This is a genomic window from Stenotrophomonas sp. PUT21 (assembly GCF_052232875.1).
GTDB classification, from domain to species: domain Bacteria; phylum Pseudomonadota; class Gammaproteobacteria; order Xanthomonadales; family Xanthomonadaceae; genus Stenotrophomonas; species Stenotrophomonas maltophilia_N.
Genome location: NZ_CP197645.1, coordinates 1,306,974 through 1,324,561, shown reverse-complemented (window position 1 = coordinate 1,324,561; position 17,588 = coordinate 1,306,974). Strand labels below are relative to the sequence as shown.

The following is a 17,588-nucleotide window of genomic DNA, read 5'->3' as shown; positions in this document are numbered from 1 at the left end:
CCCTGCACTGCCGCGACGGCTCAGGCCGTCGCGGTGGTGGCCATCGGGGCCGGCCGGCCGAGCAGATAGCCCTGGCCGTAGTCGCAGCCGAGCTGCAGCAGCGTGTCGTGCTGGGCCTGGGTTTCGATGCCCTCGCCCACCGTTTCGATACCCAGCGTTCGCGCCAATGACAACACGCCCTGCACCAGCGCGTGCGTGCTCTGCATGTCCTGCCCGTGCAGGCCGGCGATGAAGGATTGATCGATCTTCAGCGTCGAGATCGGGAACCGGTGCAGGTAGGACAGCGCCGAGAAGCCGGTGCCGAAATCATCCAGCTGCACCAGCACGCCGCGCTCGCGCAGCGTCTGCAGGATCCGCAGCGTGCGCGGGCCGTCATCGAGCAGCGCCACCTCGGTGATCTCCAGCCGCAACCGGTGCGGGTCGGCGCCGGCCGCTTCAATCAGGCCGAACAGGCGCGTACTGAAATCGGCCGAGCGGAAGTGCCGCGGCGATACGTTGACGGAAAGATAGCCACGGCCGCCGCGCGCGAGCTGGGTGATCACCTGTTCGTACAGCAGCCAGTCCACCTGCTCGATCAGGCCGCTCTCTTCGCCCAGGTCCAGAAACGCGCTCGGCAGCAGCAACCCGCGGCGCTCGTGCTGCCACCGCAGCAGCGCCTCATGGCCAACCAGCTCGCCGTCGCTGAGCCGCACGATCGGCTGATAGAACGGCATGAAATCGCGGTTGATGATGGCCCGGCGCAGGTCCGCTTCCAGGTCCAGGCTGCGCAGGGCCTGCTCGCGCATCGCCTCGTCGAACACCGCACAGCGATCATTGCCCTGCGCCTTGGCGCGGTACATCGCCGCATCCGCATCGCGCACCAGCTCTTCGCCGTTGCGGTAGCGCGGGTTCCACATGGCGATCCCGAGGCTGCCCGAGGGGAACAGCTCGCGTCCCTTCACCCACATCGATTCTTCCAGCGCCACCAGCATGCGCTGCGAAAACTCCAACGCCGAGGCCAGGCCATCACCGCATTGGAGCAGGATCGCGAACTCATCCCCGCCCAGCCGCGCAACCACATCCTGCGCCGAGATCATCGAGACGATGCGCTTGGCCACCTCCACCAGCATCTGGTCGCCGGCGGCATGGCCGATGCTGTCGTTGACCAGCTTGAACCGGTCCAGATCCAGGAACAGCACGGCAAAGCCCTGGCCTTCGTTCGCGCGCGCACGCACGATCGCGTCTTCCAGCCGATCCAGCAGATGCAGGCGGTTGGGCAGTCCGGTCAGCGCATCGTGCATGGCCTGATGGGTGAGCCGCTGTTCGGCACGCAGGCGCTCGCCGATCTGGCCGAGCAGTCTGTCGTTGACGTCGGCCAGCTCGCGGGTGCGCTCGTCCACGCGTTTTTCCAGATCGGCGTGGGCATTGCGCAGCCGCTCCTGGTCGCGCTGGCGCGCCAGCCCGTTGCCGATGTTCTGCGCTACGAACGTCAGCAACCGCTGGTCGTGCACGGTGAACACCACCTCCGGCGAATAGCTCTGCACCACGATCACGCCGACCACGTCGTCGTCGCTCAACAACGGCACCCCCAGCCAGCAGTTCGACCGCGCGCCGAACTCGCGCACCACGCCACTGTCGCGCAGCGCATCGATCCGCTCGCGGGTGGCCAGCAGCGGTTGCCGGTTGCGCACGATGAACTCGGTCAGGCCCTCACTGAAGGGGCGCGGTGCGCGCGACGGGTTGTACTCGTCCACCGAGTACACGAACTCCAGTCCGTCGCCTTTTTCGTTGACCAGCGCGATATAGAAATTGCGCGCATCCAGCAGCGTCCCGACGACGCCGTGCACCTGGCCGTAGTACTGCGACAGCGATTCAGCGCTCATCGCCAGTTCGGCAATGTTGAACAGCGCCAGCTGCAGCTTTTCGGCACGGCGGCGCTCGACGACTTCTTCCTGGAGGTTGCGGTTGGCGCGCTGCAGCTCGACCGTGCGGCGCTCGACCTGGCGTTCCAGCTGCACCTGCGCCTGGCGCCGGTCCATCGCGGTCAGGATGTGCTGGGCGACGTAGCCCAGCAGGGTGCGGTCGGCCTCGCCATAACGCGCCCGGTGCTCGTAGCTCTGCACCACGATGGCACCACAGACCCGCCCATCGCGCAGCATCGGCACGCCCAGCCAATCCAGGCTTTCCGGCCCACGTTCGGGGTCGTGTTCGTCATCAAGGACGGCCAGCAGCTCCCGCGAAGGCCCACTCAGCGGCTCGCCATGCCGCAGCAGCGCGAAGGTGAGGCTGCGCGGCATTTCGTGTTCTTCGTAGCTGCGATCCGGATCGGCCACGAAGTCATCTTTCTGGTCGGCGAAATACAGGAATCGGACCCGATGGCGGATGTCGTCGTACTCGACGATGAAACAGTTCTGCGCGTACATCAGCGAATTGAGCACGCGATGGAAGTGGCGCAGCATCTCGGCCATTTCCAGGTCCGCACCGGCCAGATCGGCGATCTCATACAGCGCCTGCTGCAGGCGTTTGGAGTCTTCCAGCGAGGCGATCTCGCGGCGCTGCCGGGCCAGCAGTACCGTGCTCTGGAACAGGCATCGCGCGGTGGTCCACCAGCTGTCCGGTGGCGGTGCGCCGGTTGCCAACGATACGTCCAGGGTCAGTTCGGCGCCGCCATGGGTCCAGCGCTGCTGCAGCGCCAGGCCAGCCGAAGCCGCCTGCCGCCGCGCCGGGGCGGGGTCCGTCGGCATCGCACTGCGGTCGGGATGGTCCAGGGTGCCCTCGCCCAGCACCGGGTCCGACCAGCCCAGCGCGATGGTCGCCCCCGCCGGCAACAGGGCGCACAACGCCGTGGCGACCGCGGCAGGGATCACCGCCTCACCGTCCCGTTGCACTGAAGAGGTCACCATCTGGCTGGACACGTTGCTCATCTCTCGGGTGCCGGCTGCCCGGCACCTCCCCTGTCCTGCGAGCATAACGCGCGGACCGGGGGGCAATGGAAGAGCCTCAACCCCGTCCGGCGCTGCCGGGCGTTGTTACTGCTGTCCCCCAGGTCATCGCCATGCCATCCCGTTTCGCCGCCCAGCGCGCCATCGACTATGCGAACACCCCTGCAGCGCTTACTCTGTGCGGCGTGGACGCCCTTGCCCTGCCGACCGATGAAGCGCTGATGCTGGCCTGGGCCGGCGGCGACCTGCGTGCGTTCGAGGCGCTGTATGGCCGTCATCGCAGCCGTCTGTACAGCTTCCTGCTGCGCCAGCTGCGCGATGGGGCGCTGGCCGATGAGATGTTCCAGGATGTCTGGCAGCGCGTGATCGCCGCGCGCGCCAGCTGGCAGCCGGACGCCGCCTTCACCACCTGGCTGTTCCGGATCGCCCACAACCGGCTCAACGATCACTGGCGCGCGGCCAGGCACCGGCCTGTGGCTCCGGTCGACGCTGATGAGCGGGTCGCGGCCATCGCCGATGCACGCACGCCGGAAACCCAGCTGTCCGAATTCGAACAGCGCCGCCACCTGCAGCTGGCGATGGAGCAGCTGCCGCCCGAGCAGCGCGAAGTCCTGCAATTGCGCCTGGAACAGGAACTGAGCCTGGAAGAGATTGCCGAGATCACCGGTGTCGGCCGTGAGACAGTCAAATCGCGGCTGCGCTATGCCATGGACAAACTGCGTGCGGGGTTGACCGGATGAACCGCCCGGATCCATTGACCCCTGAAGAACGCGAACTGGCCCGGCTGCTGGGTCGCCCCAGCACCACCGGCCCTGCACCGGCGATCGACGAGGCGGTGCTCGCCGCGGCACGCACCGCCGTGGAGGCTCCCTCGGCGGATGCTGCCAGCTGGAAGCTCCCGCCCGATGCGCCGGCACGCCCGCGCCGCCCGCGCTCGCGCCTGCCGGCGGTGTTCGGGCTGGCTGCCTCGGTGATCTTCGCCGTCGGCATCGCGTGGCAGCTCAAGCCCGACGACCCACCTGCGCCGCCGCTGGCCGAACCCGTTGCCGCCCCGGCCTCGGCCGCCGCCGTGACCGAGGCTGCACCGGCGATGGAGGCCGCGCCGCCACCGCCCCCCGCTGCGGCACCGCCGGGGGTCCAGCCACAACGCGCGGCGAAGGCAACGACGCAATCCCCTCAACAACAGGCCGCCGCCGCGCCGCCGGCGCCCGAGCGTGCGCGAGGTGTTTCCTCGCCGCGACCCGAGGACATCGCCGCGCCAGCACCGCCCGCCCCTGCGCCAGTGCAGGCACCGGCACCGATGATGTCTGCCCCCGCGCCCGAAGCCGCCTCGTCCTACGCCATGGAGGCCAGCCAACCGGCGCTGGACAGCGTCGTGGTGACCGGCTCGACCACCGACCGTTCGGCACCGCGCGCCGCGCTCAAGAGCGCAGCACCGGCCAAGCCTGCGCCCGGCGCGCCCGGCGTGATGCGTCGCGCTGCCGTGCCGATGGCGGCGCCCACCTCGGCAGACGAGGCCGTGCGTGCCCTGCACCAGGCCGTCGCTGCCGATGCCGGGCTGCCGCGCAAGCAGTGGCTCAAGCGCATCCGCGAACGCCGCGATGCCGGCGATGTGGATACCGCACGCGCCAGCCTGGAGCGCTATCTGCAGCAATACCCGGAAGTGCGCATCCCGCGCGACCTTCGCCAGCTGCTCGAGAACTGACGCGGCGCGTACGGTGATCAGGCATCCCCACTAGAATGGTGGGAATGCCCGATACGCTCGCCACCCCCGTCAGCCATAGCCTGGAGATCAAGCACAGCCGCTTCATCGCCCATGCCGCGCCGATCCAGCATGCAGCCGCTGCGTTGGAGTTCCTGCAGCAGGTCGCCGTGGCCGATGCCACCCACAATTGCTGGGCCTACCGCTACGGCAACGACTACCGCTCCAGCGATGATGGCGAGCCGTCCGGCACCGCCGGGCGCCCGATCCTGGCGGCGATCGACGGCCAGGGCTTCGACCGGGTGATGGTGGTGGTGACGCGCTGGTACGGCGGCATCAAGCTGGGCGCCGGTGGCCTGGTCCGTGCCTACGGTGGCACCGCCGCCGAGTGCCTGCGCGTGGCACCGCGCCTGCCCCTGATCGCCATGGCCGAACTGGATGTCCACGCCGGCTTCGAGGATCTGGGCCCGCTGCATGCCGCAGTGGCCGCGCATCTGGCCGAAAAAGTGGACGAAGCGTTCACCGCCGATGGCGTGAACCTGCACCTGCGCTTGCCGGCAGATCAGGTCGAGCCGTTGAAAAACCGCCTACGCGACGCCACTCGTGATCGTGTCCGTATTGAATCCCGCATCGAACCAGGCCCATCGAATGACTGACGCCCCCGCTCCGCAAGACACGCCGATGCGCCGATTGGGCAGCTTGAACACGCTGTGGCCGTTCGTACGGCGGCATGTGGGGCTGTTCAGTGCCTGGCTGGTCGCGCTGGCGGTGTCCTCGGTGGCCACCCTCAGCCTGCCGGTCGCGGTGCGGCAGATGATCGACCACGGCTTCACCAGCGGCGGTCAGATCAACAAAGCCTTCGCCCTGCTGTTCCTGGTCGCGGTGGTGCTGGCCCTGGCCACGGCCGCGCGCTTCTTCTTCGTCTCCCTGCTCGGCGAAAAGGTGGTCGCCGACCTGCGCAGCCGCCTGTACGCGCACCTGATCACGCTCGGCGCCGGCTTCCACGACCGCAGCCGCAGCGGCGAGCTGGTCTCGCGCCTCACCGCCGACAGCGAACTGCTGCGCAGCGTGATCGGCTCGACCATGTCGGTGGCCCTGCGCAGCAGCGTGACCGTGGTCGGCAGCCTGGTGATGCTGTTCGTGACCAGCCCGCACCTGGCCGCCTGGTCGCTGGTCGGCATTCCACTGGCGGTGCTGCCGATCATCATTGGCGCGCGCCGCCTGCGCAATATCGCGCGCGCCAGCCAGGACCGCATCGCCGATGCCAACAGCCTGGCCTCGGAGACCCTGGGGGCGGTGCGCACCGTGCAGGCGCACGCCCGTGAGCCGTATGAGCGCGGCCGCTTCAATGCGGCGCTGGGCGATGCGATCGGTGCCGCGCGCCGCCGCATCCGCGCGCAGTCGATCGTGACCGCCAGCGCCATCGTGCTGGTGTTCGGCGCCATCGTCGGCGTGCTGTGGCTGGGCGCGCACGAGGTGATCGACGGCAACATGAGTGCCGGCACCCTGGGCCAGTTCGTGCTGTACGCGCTGATCGGCGGCGGCTCGGTCGGCGCCCTGGCCGAAGTCTGGAATGAACTGCAGCGTGCCTCCGGTGGCATGGGCCGCATTGCCGAGCTGCTGCAGGAAGACGTGGAGATCACCGCCCCCGCCCATCCCACCCCGTTGCCGCAGCCGCTGCGCGGCGAGATCCGTTTCGAAGGAGTGGTGTTCCACTACCCGCAGCGCCCGGACACGGCCGCGCTGGATCATGTGGACCTGCACGTTCGACCGGGTGAAACGGTCGCACTGGTCGGCCCCTCCGGCGCCGGCAAGAGCACCATCCTGTCGATGCTGCTGCGTTTCCACGATCCGGCGGCCGGCCGCATCCTGGTGGATGGGGTGGACCTGCGCGAGGTCGATCCGGCGCAGCTGCGCGAGCAGCTGGCACTGGTGCCGCAGCAGCCGACCCTGTTTGCCAGCAGTGCGTTCGAGAACATCCGCTACGGTCGCCTGGAGGCGACTGACGAAGAGGTGCAGCGCGCGGCCGAAGCCGCCGAGGCCGATGAGTTCCTGCAGGCCCTGCCCGAAGGTTATGCCAGCGAGTTGGGCGAGCGCGGTGCGCGCCTGTCCGGCGGCCAGCAACAGCGCATCGCGATCGCCCGCGCCCTGCTCAAGAACGCGCCGATCCTGCTGCTCGACGAAGCCACCAGCGCGCTGGATGCACAAAGCGAGCGCGCCGTGCAGCAGGCACTGGAGCGTTTGATGGCCGGCCGCACCACGCTGGTGATCGCGCACCGCCTGGCCACCGTGCTCAAGGCCGACCGCATCGTGGTCATGGACCACGGCCGCATCGTCGCCCAGGGCACGCACACCGAGCTGCTGGCCCAAGGCGGTCTCTACGCCGAACTGGCGCGCCTGCAATTCATCGATTGATGACGGGCCGGTAACACCGGGCATCGCATCCTGCAAGCCTCACTGGACGTGCTGCAGGAGGTGTTTCATGTCGTTCCGACAGTTCCCCGCCACCGATGCCAACGGCGACGATTACGTCATCATCGAGTTCAAGGATGAGCAGGCCGATGCCGCTGCAGGCAACGGCCAGAGCGCGCGTTACGAGCTGGCCGACGGCCGGCATCTGGTCCGTGACGGTCGGGAATTCCGCACCGCCGGTGGTGAGCTCACCCTCACCACCTGACTCGCGACCTGGGGCGCTTGAAAAAAGTTCCTCGGATGTTGGTCATTTTTTGACCAAGTATCTTGACAGCCTTTTGGCTCAAGGCGCGAACGCACTTATCCACACGTTTGTGCGCAGATCATCCACACCCCCTGTGGATGAATGCTGCAGTGCACCGTGTCAGCGCACCAGCACCCGGCCGATACCCGAGGCGTCGATCTCGATGGCGGCGGCCTGCAGCGCGAGCGCATCGCTCCCTGCCACGAACCCCACCCGGAAGTGCACTTCCCCGGCGGGCGTGCGCGAGGAATGGATCGAGGCGAGGCTGACCCGGTGCCGCTCGAACACGTGCAGCAATTCGCGCAACGACCCCGGCCGGTCTTCCGGCAGATGCACACTGATTGCGTTGCGTTCGGTCAGGTCGGCCAACAGATACCCGACGCGCTCGAAAGTGTAGTTGCCGTCGGCCAACACCTCGCTCCCCAAGCTGTCGCGGTTGTCCAGCAGCAGCTGCTGCCGGAACGCTGCGCGTGCCGCGTCATCGCCCTGCGCCAGCTGCGCCCGCAGCTGCTGCAACTGGGCCAGCAACCGGTCCAGCATCGGCGCCACATGCGGGTTGCCGAACTGGATGTCTTCGTAGATCGCCGGATTGAGCGAGAGGATGCGCGCGATGATCGCGGTATCCAGTTCAAACGAGGCCGACCGATAAGGCATCAACGCCGGCAAGGCCCCCAGGATTGGCGCGTACTCGCGCAGCACGCCGGCCTGCGCCAGATGGGTGGCATGCACCATCGCCTGCACCAGTGCCATGACCTGATCGTGATGCTCGGGCGTGGCACGGACGCACTCGGCTTCCAGTGCCTCACACAGCTGCTGCACGAACGGCTGCCACTGCGACACGCGCGCCTCGCACACCACCATCACCCTGCCCTTCAGCGTGGGCGCCTTGGGCGGGGCCGTCATCGGATGCAGACCCACCACCTCGGCCTGCGAGGCCAGCATCGCCTCCACCGGGGCCGATTTCACCGAGGTGACATCCAGCCACAGGCGACCGGCTTCGCGACCGCCCGAACGCGCGACATACTCGGCGATCAACGCCGGGGTGTGCCGGATCGGTGCGGAGAAGATCAGCACCTCGGCGCGGTCGAGCAGCGTGTCCGGACTGTCCGATGCGGCATCGGCCGGATCATGCCCGATGACCTCCAGCCCAAGGCGCTGCTCCAGGAAGCGGCGCAGCCAGCGTCCGTAGGCACCGTCGCTGCCGACGATGCCCACCACCGGTGTCAGACTCACGCCAGACGCTCTGGAACGAAACGATCGGGCAACGCCAGCGCCGCCGGCGCAGCGGCCAGCACATCGAACTCTTCGTGGCCGTTGGCCAAGGTGGTTTCCAGTGCAACATGCACGCCGGCGATGGCGCGCGAGATCGCCTGTTCGAAAGTTTCCCCACGCAGCAGGAAAGCGACCAGCAGCGACATCAGCACGTCGCCCGTGCCGGCCACGTCCACCGGCAGATGCGGCGAGGACCAGCGCCAGATCGCATCACGGCTGACCGCCAGCGTGACCAGCTGGCCCGGATCGCCGCCGACGCTGTGCGCCAGCACCCACTCCGGACCGCGTGCGAGCAATGCCTGCGAAGCGGCGATCGCATCGTCCTGGGCCAGGCTCGGCATCCCGGTGAGGCGGCCGAGTTCGAAAGCATTGGGCGTCACCAGCCAGGCGTGCGGCAGCAGGCGCTCGGCGAAGACGCTCTCCAGGCCCGGCTCAACATAGGGGCCGGTGTGGGTGTCGCCGATGACCGGGTCCAGGCAATACCGCAGCTGCGGCGAGGACGGCAGCACCGCATCGAGCCAATCGGCGAAGGCCGCCCCGTTGCCGACACTGCCGAAGTAACCGGAAACCAGCATCCGCGCCCGCTGTGGCAGGCCGCGCTCACCCGCGCCGAGCAGCAGGTCGGCGAACCAGTCCGAGGGCAGCACACGGCCACGCGTGGTCTCATAGAACGGGGCGTTGCTGAGCAGCGTGGTGGGGATTTCGGCGACGCGCACGCCCAGCGCGCGCAGCGGCGGCACGGCCGCGCTGTTGCCGGCATAGCCGTAGACCAGCTGCGACTGCACCGAGATGACGTCGACCGGCGACGGACCGTCCGGGCGCTGGCGGCGGCCGTGGACCAGGTGGCTTTCGAGGGATTCGTTCATGCCGACATTTTACGCCTGCCCCGCGCAGGTGTCGGGAATGCTTGCAGATGCAATCGTACCCACACCCCACCGGGGGTGCGCACGATGACAATGCGAAGCGCGCGCCACGGCGGCTGTGTCGGGCGGTGGGCCGCCTGGCGGCCCAAAGAAAAAGCCCCCTGTTTCCAGGGGGCCTTCGGTAGTTCACAGGAACCCTTGACGCTTACGACGTCATCCGGTCCCAGAAGCCCTTCACGCCATCGATGAAGGTCGCCGACTTCGGCGAATGCTTGCGCGCTTCCTCACCGGTGAAGGTGGTCTCGAACTGCTCCAGCAGCTTGCGCTGCTCCGGGGTGAGGTTGACCGGGGTCTCCACCACCACGCGGCAGTACAGGTCGCCTTCGCTGCGGCTGCGCACCGAACGCACGCCCTTGCCACGCATGCGGAACAGCTTGCCGGTCTGGGTCTCGGCCGGAATGCGGATTTCCGCATAGCCGCCGAGGGTCGCCACGCGTACGGTATCGCCCAGCGCGGCCTGCGAGATGCGGATCGGCACTTCGCAGTGCAGGTCATCGCCGTCGCGCTGGAAGATCGCATGCTCGCGCACCCGCACTTCCACGTACAGATCGCCCGCCGGGGTGCCAGCCGGACCGGCCTCGCCTTCACCGGACAGACGGATGCGGTCGCCGGTGTCGACGCCGGCAGGCACCTTGACCGACAACACCTTGTCTTCCTCGACACGGCCATTGCCGTGACAGGTCTTGCAGGGGTTCTGGATGATCTGGCCACGGCCGTTGCAGTGGTGGCAGGCCTGCTGCATCGCGAAGATGCCGCGCTGGATGCGCACCTGGCCCTGGCCACGGCAGACCGAGCAGGTCTCGACCTTGCCGTCGTCCGAACCGCTGGCGTTGCAGTCATCACACTCGACCAGACTCGGAATCTCGATGCGGCGCTCCACGCCCATCACCGCCTCTTCCAAGTCCAGCTCCATCACGTAACCGATGTCGGCACCGCGACGGGCCTGGCGCGGACCACCACCGCCGGCGCCACCGCCGAAGATGTTGCCGAAGATGTCACCGAAGATATCGCCCATGTCCGGGCCACCCGGGCCGCCACCGCCGCCCATGCCGTGCTCGAACGCAGCGTGACCGTGGGCGTCGTACATGCGGCGCTTGTTGCCGTCGGACAGGGTTTCGTAGGCTTCCTTGCATTCCTTGAAGGATGCCTCGGCCTCGCTGTCACCCGGATTGCGGTCCGGATGATATTTCATCGCGCAACGGCGATAGGCCTTCTTCAGTTCTTCGTCGCTGGCGGTGCGGGACACGCTCAGCACTTCGTAGTAATCGCGCTTGCTCATAACTTGAATCGGGTTCCGGAAGTCGGGATTCGTCAAAGCGGAAGAGCGGCACCAGGTCCGCTCTTTCGCCGGGCGCCCCGACAGGCCGGGATACGGCTGTCAGGACCAGAAGGGGATATGACAACGGGACGCTGCCTGCGCAACGTCCCGTGTCGAGTCCGGATCAGGACTTCTTGTCGTCCTTGACTTCGGTGAACTCGGCGTCGACCACATCGTCGTGCGCGCCGTTGTTGGCACCGGCATCCGGGCCCGGCGCCGCGCCGCCCTGCTCTGCCGCTGCGGAGGCAGCAAACAGCGCCTGGCCGGCTTCTTCCAGCACCTTCGACTTGGCTTCGATCTGGGCCTTGTCGTCGCTCTTCATCGCGGTTTCCAGATCGGCCAGGGCCGACTCCACCTTGCCGATCACATCGCCGCCGACCTTGCTGCCGTGCTCGGTGATCGCGGTACGGGTACCGTGGATCAGCGCGTCAGCCTGGTTGCGGGCCTGGACCAGCTCGTGGAACTTCTTGTCTTCTTCGCGGTTGGCTTCCGCGTCGGCAACCATGCGTGCGATCTCGTCCTCGGACAGACCCGAACCGGCCTTGATCTCGACCTTCTGTTCCTTGTTGGTCTTCTTGTCCTTGGCCGACACGTGCAGGATGCCGTTGGCGTCGATGTCGAAGGACACTTCCACCTGCGGCAGGCCGCGCGGCGACGGCTCGATGCCGGAGAGGTCGAACTTGGCCAGCGACTTGTTGAAGCGGGCCTGTTCGCGCTCACCCTGCAGCACGTGCACGGTCACGGCCGACTGGTTGTCCTCGGCGGTGGAGAACACCTGCGAGGCCTTGGTCGGGATGGTGGTGTTCTTTTCGATGATCTTGGTGAACACGCCACCCAGGGTCTCGATGCCCAGCGACAGCGGGGTCACGTCCAGCAGCAGCACGTCCTTGACGTCGCCGCCCAGCACGCCGCCCTGGATCGCAGCACCCAGTGCCACGGCTTCGTCCGGGTTGACGTCCTTGCGCGGTTCCTTGCCGAAGAACTCGGTCACGGCCTGCTGCACCTTCGGCATGCGGGTCTGACCGCCGACCAGGATCACTTCACCGATGTCGCTCGAACGCAGGCCGGCATCGTTCAGCGCGATGCGGCACGGCTCGATCGACTTCTTGATCAGGTCTTCCACCAGCGCTTCCAGCTTGGCGCGGGTCAGCTTGATGTTCAGGTGCTTCGGGCCCGACGCGTCGGCGGTGACGTACGGCAGGTTCACTTCGGTCTGCTGGCTGGTGGACAGCTCGATCTTGGCGCGCTCGGCAGCGTCCTTCAGGCGCTGCAGGGCGAGCGGATCCTTGCGCAGGTCGATGCCCTGGTCCTTGTTGAACTCGTCCACGAGGTATTCGATGACGCGGTTGTCGAAATCTTCGCCGCCCAGGAAGGTGTCACCGTTGGTGGCCAGCACTTCGAACTGCTTCTCACCGTCCACGTTGGCGATCTCGATGATCGAGACGTCGAAGGTGCCGCCGCCCAGATCGTACACAACGATCTTGCGGTCACGGCCGTCACCCTTGTCCAGGCCATAGGCCAGGGCAGCAGCGGTCGGCTCGTTGATGATGCGCTTGACTTCCAGACCGGCGATGCGGCCTGCGTCCTTGGTGGCCTGGCGCTGGCTGTCGTTGAAGTAGGCCGGCACGGTGATCACGGCCTCGGTGACGGTCTCACCCAGGAACGCTTCGGCGGTCTTCTTCATCTTCTCCAGCACGCGGGCGGAGATTTCCTGCGGGGCCATCTTCTTGCCGTCGCTGGTCTGCACCCAGGCATCGCCATTGTCATGGGCCAGGATGCCGTAGGGCACGTGCGCGATATCCTTCTGGACTTCAGCGTCGGTGAACTTGCGGCCGATCAGGCGCTTGACAGCGTAGAAGGTGTTCTTGGGGTTGGTCACCGCCTGGCGCTTGGCCGAGGCGCCGACCAGGACTTCGCCGTCCTTGGTGTAGGCAACGATGGACGGCGTGGTGCGATCGCCTTCCGCGTTTTCGATGACGCGGGCCTTGCCGCCGTCCATGATCGCCACACACGAGTTGGTGGTGCCGAGGTCGATACCAATGATCTTGCCCATGAGGGAGACTCCTGAAAGTTCTGGGTACATCCGGCAGTTGCCGGGTTATGAATGGGATGTGTGGGACGCTGCGGACACTTTCAAGCCGTCCATCAAACACAGTGTTCGATGGCGACCCAACGCGTTCAGCGTCCGGTCGATCGGCCGGGACATGCCCGGCCGACCAGCCCGCGGGTCAGTCGCGGGCCACCACGACCAGCGCCGGACGCAGCAGGCGGTCGTTGAGCAGGTAGCCCTTCTGGAACACCTGGACCACGCTGCCCGGCGCCGCGCCAGGCGCGTCGACCTGGCTGATGGCCTGGTGGTGGTCCGGGTTGAAGGTCTGGCCGGTCGGGTCGAGCAGGGTCAGGCCATTGTCGGCGGCGACCTTGAGCAGCTGCTTGTAGGTCAGTTCAAGACCTTCGCGCAGCGGGCTCGGGTCACTGCCGGCGGCATTGAGGCCGGCATCGAGGCTGTCGAAGACCGGCAGCAGCTCGCCGAGCAGCTTCTCATTGGCGAAGCGGCGCGCCTGTTCGACGTCGCGGGCCACGCGCTTGCGCTGGTTGTCCAGGTCGGCGCGCTCGCGCAGCGACTCCGAACGCAGCAGCGCCAGCTCGTTGTGCAGGCTGTCCAGCTGCTGCTGCAGGGACGGCTCAGCGGCCGGCTCGCCGGCGGGATTCTGGGATGCGATATCTGACTGATCTTGGTTCATTTCCGGATCCTTGGCGGTGACTCTCCGCCTCCACCCACCCCTATGTGGGCGCGGCTACGGGATTCAAGAGTCCAGAGCTGCTTTATGCGCGATCGCGGGACAATCCGCCGCCAGCGGACGAGCCCAGCGCGGCCCCGAGCACCTGGGCGGTGGCTTCCACCAGCGGAATCATCCGGTCGTACGCCATCCGCTTCGGGCCGATCACCCCCAGCACGCCCAGCACCTGGCCATCGGCCGAATACGGCGCGGTAACCAGCGAGACGCTTTCCAGCGGCATCACCCCGGTCTCCTCACCGATGAAGATGCGCACTCCCGGGGCCTGGATGGTGCGCTCAAGCAGCTGCAGGATCTCGCGCTTGCTGGCGAACACGTCGAACAGCTCGCGCAGGCGCTCCAGGTCGGACAGGTCCTGCACGCCCATCAGCCGGGTCTGCCCGGCCAGCACCATGTCATCGGCCGGCGGCACCATGGCCTGCTCGGCCAGCTCGATGCTGTGCGCCAGCAGCTGCTCCATTTCCGACTGCGCATCGCGCAGCTCCAGCAGCAGCCGGGCCCGGATCTCGGCCAGGGGCCGCCCGGCGCAGTTGGCATTGAGGTAATTGGCGACCTGCTCCAGCTCGCCCGGATCGAAGCTGCGGCGCGGTTCGATCACCCGGTTCTGCACTTCATTGTCGGCAAACACCAGGATCGCCAGCACCCGGCGCGCGTCCAGCGCCACGAAATCGATATGCCGGAACGCGAACTGCTCCCGGCGCGGGGCGCTGACCACCCCGACGAAATGGCTCATCGCCGAGAGCAGCTCCGACGCACTGCCGAGCAGGGCCTGGGTGCCGGTGCCGGTGGCCAGCTCGGTGCGCAGGCGGCTGAGCTCGCCCTCGCCCGGCGGCTGCATCTTGACCAGGCTGTCCACGAACACCCGGTAGCCGTGCGCGGTCGGCACGCGCCCGGCCGAGGTATGCGGCGAGCTGAGCAGGCCCAGGTCTTCCAGGTCGCCCAGGATGTTGCGGATCGTGGCCGGGCTGACGTCCAGGCCAGCATGCCGGGCAAGGGTCTGCGAGCCGACCGGCTCCCCATCTTGGATGTGGCGCGCGATCAGCGTCCGCAGCAGATGGCGGGCACGCGGGGCGAGATGGGACGCGGAAGGATGCATGGAATCAGCCTGTGAGACGCCCACTTAGATAATGGCTGCACGGGGCGTTGGCAAGTCATTGGAGACGCCCCCCGCCCATGCTAGCTTGCGCGGCTTGGAGTCGCCCCTCGTGTACAACGTAGACCATGCTTAGACATCTATCGATCAAGGATTTCGCGGTCGTCCGCGCCACCGAGCTGGAATTCGGCGCCGGCATGACCGTGGTCTCAGGTGAAACCGGCGCGGGCAAGTCGCTGATGGTGGACGCGCTGGGCTTTCTGTCCGGGCTGCGCGCCGACAGCGGCGTGGTCCGCCACGGGGCCGCGCGCGCCGAGCTCTCGGCCGAATTCGCGCCGCTGGCCGACGCCCCGGCGCGCCAGTGGCTGCGCGACAATGAACTGGACGACGAAGAACAGTGCCAACTGCGACGGGTGATCCGCGCCGATGGGGGTTCGCGCGCCTTCATCAATGGCCGCCCGGTGACGCTGACCCAGCTGACCGAGCTGGCCGGCATGCTGGTGGAGATCCACGGCCAGCACGAACAGCAGGCCCTGCTCTCGCGCCCTTCGCAGCTCTCGCTGCTGGACGCCTTCGCCCGCAACGACGCCGAGCGGGCCCAGGTCCGCCAGACCGCGGCGCGCTGGCAGACGCTGGTGGACGAAGCCGAGGCACTGTCGCGCCAGGGCGACGTCAGCGATCGGATCGGCTATCTGGAGCATCAGCTCAGCGAGCTCAAACGTGAGGATCTGGACCCGGCCTCGATTGCCACCCTGGGCAGCAGCCACCGCCGCCAGGCCCATGCCAGCGCGCTGATCGGCGCCTGCGACGTGGCGGTGAGCCGCCTCAATGGGGATGACGAGGTCTCGGTGCTGCAGCTGCTGCAGCAGACCCGCCACGACCTGGCCCGCGTGGCCGAACACGACAGCCGGCTCGGCGAGGTCGACGCCCTGCTCGACAGCGCCGCGATCCAGTTGGACGAAGCGCTGTCCCTGCTCGACCGCGTGCATGATGACTTGGACGCCGACCCGGAGCAGTTCGAGGATATCGAGCGCCGCCTGGGCCGCCTGCACGACCTCGCCCGCAAGCACCGCGTGCCGATGGAAGCGCTGGGCGAACACCGCGACGCCATGGAAGCCGAAGTCGAGCAGCTGCGCGGCGCCGACGAGCGCCTGCAGGCACTGGCCGGCGAGATCGACCGTGCCGCCGGCCAGTGGAAGACCGTGGCCGAGGTGCTCAGCGCCAGCCGCCGCAAGGCCGCCAAGGCCCTGTCGGACACCACCACCACCCTGATCGGCGAGCTGGGCATGGGCGGCGGGCAGTTCCTGATCGATATCGAGCCGCAGACCGTGGTCAAGCCCGACCCGAATGGCGCCGAGCGGGTCGAGTTCCTCGTTGCCGCCAACGCCGGCCAGCCGCCGCGCGCCCTGCGCAAGGTCGCCTCGGGCGGTGAACTGTCCCGTATCTCGCTGGCGATCGAAGTCGCCGCGCTGGGCTTGGATGCGGTGCCGACCATGGTCTTCGACGAAGTCGATTCGGGCATCGGTGGCGCCGTGGCCGACATCGTCGGGCAGAAGCTGCGCGCTCTGGGCGAGAAGCGTCAGGTGCTGTGCGTCACCCATCTGCCCCAGGTCGCCTCCAAGGGCCATGCCCACTACCGGGTCAGCAAGGCCCCGGTGGACGGCATGACGCAGAGCGCGGTCGAGAAGCTGGACACCAAGGCCCGTGAAGAAGAACTGGCCCGCATGTTGGGCGGGGTGGAAGTCAGCAAGGAGGCCCGCGCCGCGGCGCGCAAGCTGCTGCAGGTCTGAGGCGCGCAAGGGCCGCGGCAGTGTCAGCGGCAGTGCCGACGATAATGCCGGCGGCTGGCCGCCGCCTCAGGATGCCGGCCAGCCGTCTTCACCCCAGCGGTCTGGCCAGGTCCACACGCTCGACCAGAAAATCGAGCAGCGCGCGCACCCGTAGCGGCAGGTAGCCCCCCTGCCCCTGGAACACCGCGTGTACCTCTTCCAGATCGCCGGGATTGGCCGATTCCAGCACCGGCAGCAGGCGCCCGGCCGCCACATCGGCCTGCACCTGGAAGGCTGCCAGCCGCGCCATGCCCACGCCGCCGAGCACCAGCCGGCGCAGCGCCTCGCCGTCGCTGGCGCGCGCGTTGCCCTGGGTGGGCACGACCCGCCGTTCGCCATCGACCGCCAGCGGCCAGCCGGTCTGCGTGCGGGGATGCCCGATATCGAGGCGGTTGTGCGCAAGCAGCGCGTCGGCGTCCTGCGGCAGGCCATGCCGCTCGGCGTAGCTCGGCGCCGCCACGATCATCATCCGGGTCGCACCCAGCCGCCGGGCGATCAGACTGGAACTCTTCAGCGGCCCGGCCCGCACCGCCACATCGGTGCGCTGCTCGAGCAGATCGATCACCTCGTCGGTCAGCACCAGATCCACCCCGACCTGCGGGTGCAGGGTGAGAAAGTCCGGCAGCAGCGGCAGCAGGAAGTGCTGACCAAACGGCACATTGGCGTTCACCCGCAGGCGCCCACGCGGTTCGGCATGGGCACTGGCGCAGCGTTCGGCCTCATCCAGATCGGCCAGCACGCGCAGCCCGCGCTCATAGAAGGCGCAGCCCTCCTGGGTCAGCTGCAGCTGGCGGGTGGAGCGTTGCAAAAGCCGCGTGCCCAGCCGCTGCTCCAGCCGCGAGACCAGCTTGCTGACCGCCGAGGGGCTCAGGTCCAGCGAGCGAGCGGCTGCCGAGAAGCCGCCGGTTTCGATGACCCGGACGAACACTTCCAGTTCGCCGGAACGGTTGATGTCGGTGCCTGCCATGAGATGAATCCAGTTCACAGATGATTGTCCACAGGCAGTCTAGTTCACA

Annotated in this window: 14 protein-coding genes; 6 read left to right on the top strand and 8 right to left on the bottom strand. The window is 67.8% G+C overall.

Features of this window, described 5'->3' with window-relative positions:
* Positions 1-20: 20 nt before the first annotated feature.
* Positions 21-2,903, bottom strand: coding sequence for an EAL domain-containing protein (locus ACTT2I_RS06405; protein WP_421099522.1), 2,883 nt, complete (start codon positions 2,901-2,903; stop codon positions 21-23).
* Positions 2,904-3,106: 203 nt separating this feature from the next.
* Here ACTT2I_RS06405 and ACTT2I_RS06400 point away from each other — a divergent pair, with 203 nt between their 5' ends.
* The 5 genes from ACTT2I_RS06400 (at position 3,107) to ACTT2I_RS06380 (ending at position 7,300) form a co-directional block, all read left to right on the top strand.
* Positions 3,107-3,661: an RNA polymerase sigma factor gene (locus tag ACTT2I_RS06400; RefSeq protein WP_421099750.1), complete on the top strand. Its 555-nt coding sequence runs from the start codon at positions 3,107-3,109 to the stop codon at positions 3,659-3,661.
* Positions 3,658-4,626 (top strand): hypothetical protein, encoded by a 969-nt coding sequence (locus tag ACTT2I_RS06395; protein ID WP_421099523.1) that lies wholly within the window; start codon positions 3,658-3,660, stop codon positions 4,624-4,626. The genes ACTT2I_RS06400 and ACTT2I_RS06395 overlap by 4 nt, the downstream gene beginning before the upstream one ends.
* 44 nt (positions 4,627-4,670) lie before the next feature.
* Positions 4,671-5,279 (top strand): IMPACT family protein, encoded by a 609-nt coding sequence (locus ACTT2I_RS06390; RefSeq protein ID WP_088433146.1) that lies wholly within the window; start codon positions 4,671-4,673, stop codon positions 5,277-5,279.
* Complete coding sequence (locus ACTT2I_RS06385) at positions 5,272-7,038, top strand: ABC transporter transmembrane domain-containing protein (protein ID WP_421099524.1); 1,767 nt, start codon at positions 5,272-5,274, stop codon at positions 7,036-7,038. Before ACTT2I_RS06390 ends, ACTT2I_RS06385 begins: the two co-directional genes overlap by 8 nt.
* A gap of 67 nt (positions 7,039-7,105) precedes the next feature.
* A complete protein-coding gene (locus tag ACTT2I_RS06380; protein WP_088433148.1) occupies positions 7,106-7,300 on the top strand; it encodes a hypothetical protein in 195 nt (64 codons plus the stop codon).
* Between the two features lie 159 nt (positions 7,301-7,459).
* Here ACTT2I_RS06380 and ACTT2I_RS06375 read toward each other — a convergent pair whose 3' ends face one another.
* The 6 genes from ACTT2I_RS06375 to hrcA all read right to left on the bottom strand — a co-directional run bounded on the left by ACTT2I_RS06375 (position 7,460) and on the right by hrcA (position 14,746).
* On the bottom strand, positions 7,460-8,572 hold the full coding sequence (locus ACTT2I_RS06375; RefSeq protein WP_421099525.1) for a prephenate dehydrogenase: 1,113 nt from the start codon (positions 8,570-8,572) through the stop codon (positions 7,460-7,462).
* Positions 8,569-9,477: a pyridoxal kinase gene (gene pdxY / locus ACTT2I_RS06370; RefSeq protein WP_421099526.1), complete on the bottom strand. Its 909-nt coding sequence runs from the start codon at positions 9,475-9,477 to the stop codon at positions 8,569-8,571. Before pdxY ends, ACTT2I_RS06375 begins: the two co-directional genes overlap by 4 nt.
* A 202-nt stretch (positions 9,478-9,679) precedes the next feature.
* Complete coding sequence (dnaJ, locus tag ACTT2I_RS06365; protein WP_421099527.1) at positions 9,680-10,813, bottom strand: molecular chaperone DnaJ; 1,134 nt, start codon at positions 10,811-10,813, stop codon at positions 9,680-9,682.
* Positions 10,814-10,976: 163 nt separating this feature from the next.
* Entirely contained in the window at positions 10,977-12,905 is a 1,929-nt protein-coding gene (gene dnaK, locus ACTT2I_RS06360; protein WP_019183156.1) for a molecular chaperone DnaK, read from the bottom strand.
* A gap of 175 nt (positions 12,906-13,080) precedes the next feature.
* On the bottom strand, positions 13,081-13,596 hold the full coding sequence (grpE, locus tag ACTT2I_RS06355) for a nucleotide exchange factor GrpE (RefSeq protein WP_019183157.1): 516 nt from the start codon (positions 13,594-13,596) through the stop codon (positions 13,081-13,083).
* A gap of 82 nt (positions 13,597-13,678) precedes the next feature.
* On the bottom strand, positions 13,679-14,746 hold the full coding sequence (hrcA, locus tag ACTT2I_RS06350; protein WP_421099528.1) for a heat-inducible transcriptional repressor HrcA: 1,068 nt from the start codon (positions 14,744-14,746) through the stop codon (positions 13,679-13,681).
* A gap of 125 nt (positions 14,747-14,871) precedes the next feature.
* Between hrcA and recN the strand changes: the two genes are divergently transcribed.
* Positions 14,872-16,533 carry a DNA repair protein RecN gene (gene recN, locus ACTT2I_RS06345; protein ID WP_293980717.1) on the top strand — a complete coding sequence of 554 codons (1,662 nt, stop codon included), beginning with the start codon at positions 14,872-14,874 and terminating at the stop codon, positions 16,531-16,533.
* Positions 16,534-16,621: 88 nt separating this feature from the next.
* On the opposite strand, the gene ACTT2I_RS06340 is transcribed toward recN, so the two are convergent.
* Entirely contained in the window at positions 16,622-17,539 is a 918-nt protein-coding gene (locus ACTT2I_RS06340) for a LysR family transcriptional regulator (protein WP_421099529.1), read from the bottom strand.
* Positions 17,540-17,588: the final 49 nt, after the last annotated feature.

Excerpts from the sequence above, each read along its gene's own strand:
- hrcA (WP_421099528.1), bottom strand. The coding sequence starts at position 14,746 with ATGCATCCTTCCGCGTCCCATCTCGCCCCGCGTGCCCGCCATCTGCTG.
- ACTT2I_RS06390 (WP_088433146.1), top strand. The coding sequence starts at position 4,671 with ATGCCCGATACGCTCGCCACCCCCGTCAGCCATAGCCTGGAGATCAAG.
- ACTT2I_RS06385 (WP_421099524.1), top strand. The coding sequence starts at position 5,272 with ATGACTGACGCCCCCGCTCCGCAAGACACGCCGATGCGCCGATTGGGC.
- ACTT2I_RS06380 (WP_088433148.1), top strand. The coding sequence starts at position 7,106 with ATGTCGTTCCGACAGTTCCCCGCCACCGATGCCAACGGCGACGATTAC.
- dnaK (WP_019183156.1), bottom strand. The coding sequence starts at position 12,905 with ATGGGCAAGATCATTGGTATCGACCTCGGCACCACCAACTCGTGTGTG.
- ACTT2I_RS06395 (WP_421099523.1), top strand. The coding sequence starts at position 3,658 with ATGAACCGCCCGGATCCATTGACCCCTGAAGAACGCGAACTGGCCCGG.
- pdxY (WP_421099526.1), bottom strand. The coding sequence starts at position 9,477 with ATGAACGAATCCCTCGAAAGCCACCTGGTCCACGGCCGCCGCCAGCGC.
- dnaJ (WP_421099527.1), bottom strand. The coding sequence starts at position 10,813 with ATGAGCAAGCGCGATTACTACGAAGTGCTGAGCGTGTCCCGCACCGCC.
- grpE (WP_019183157.1), bottom strand. The coding sequence starts at position 13,596 with ATGAACCAAGATCAGTCAGATATCGCATCCCAGAATCCCGCCGGCGAG.
- ACTT2I_RS06340 (WP_421099529.1), bottom strand. The coding sequence starts at position 17,539 with ATGGCAGGCACCGACATCAACCGTTCCGGCGAACTGGAAGTGTTCGTC.
- ACTT2I_RS06405 (WP_421099522.1), bottom strand. The coding sequence starts at position 2,903 with ATGAGCAACGTGTCCAGCCAGATGGTGACCTCTTCAGTGCAACGGGAC.
- recN (WP_293980717.1), top strand. The coding sequence starts at position 14,872 with ATGCTTAGACATCTATCGATCAAGGATTTCGCGGTCGTCCGCGCCACC.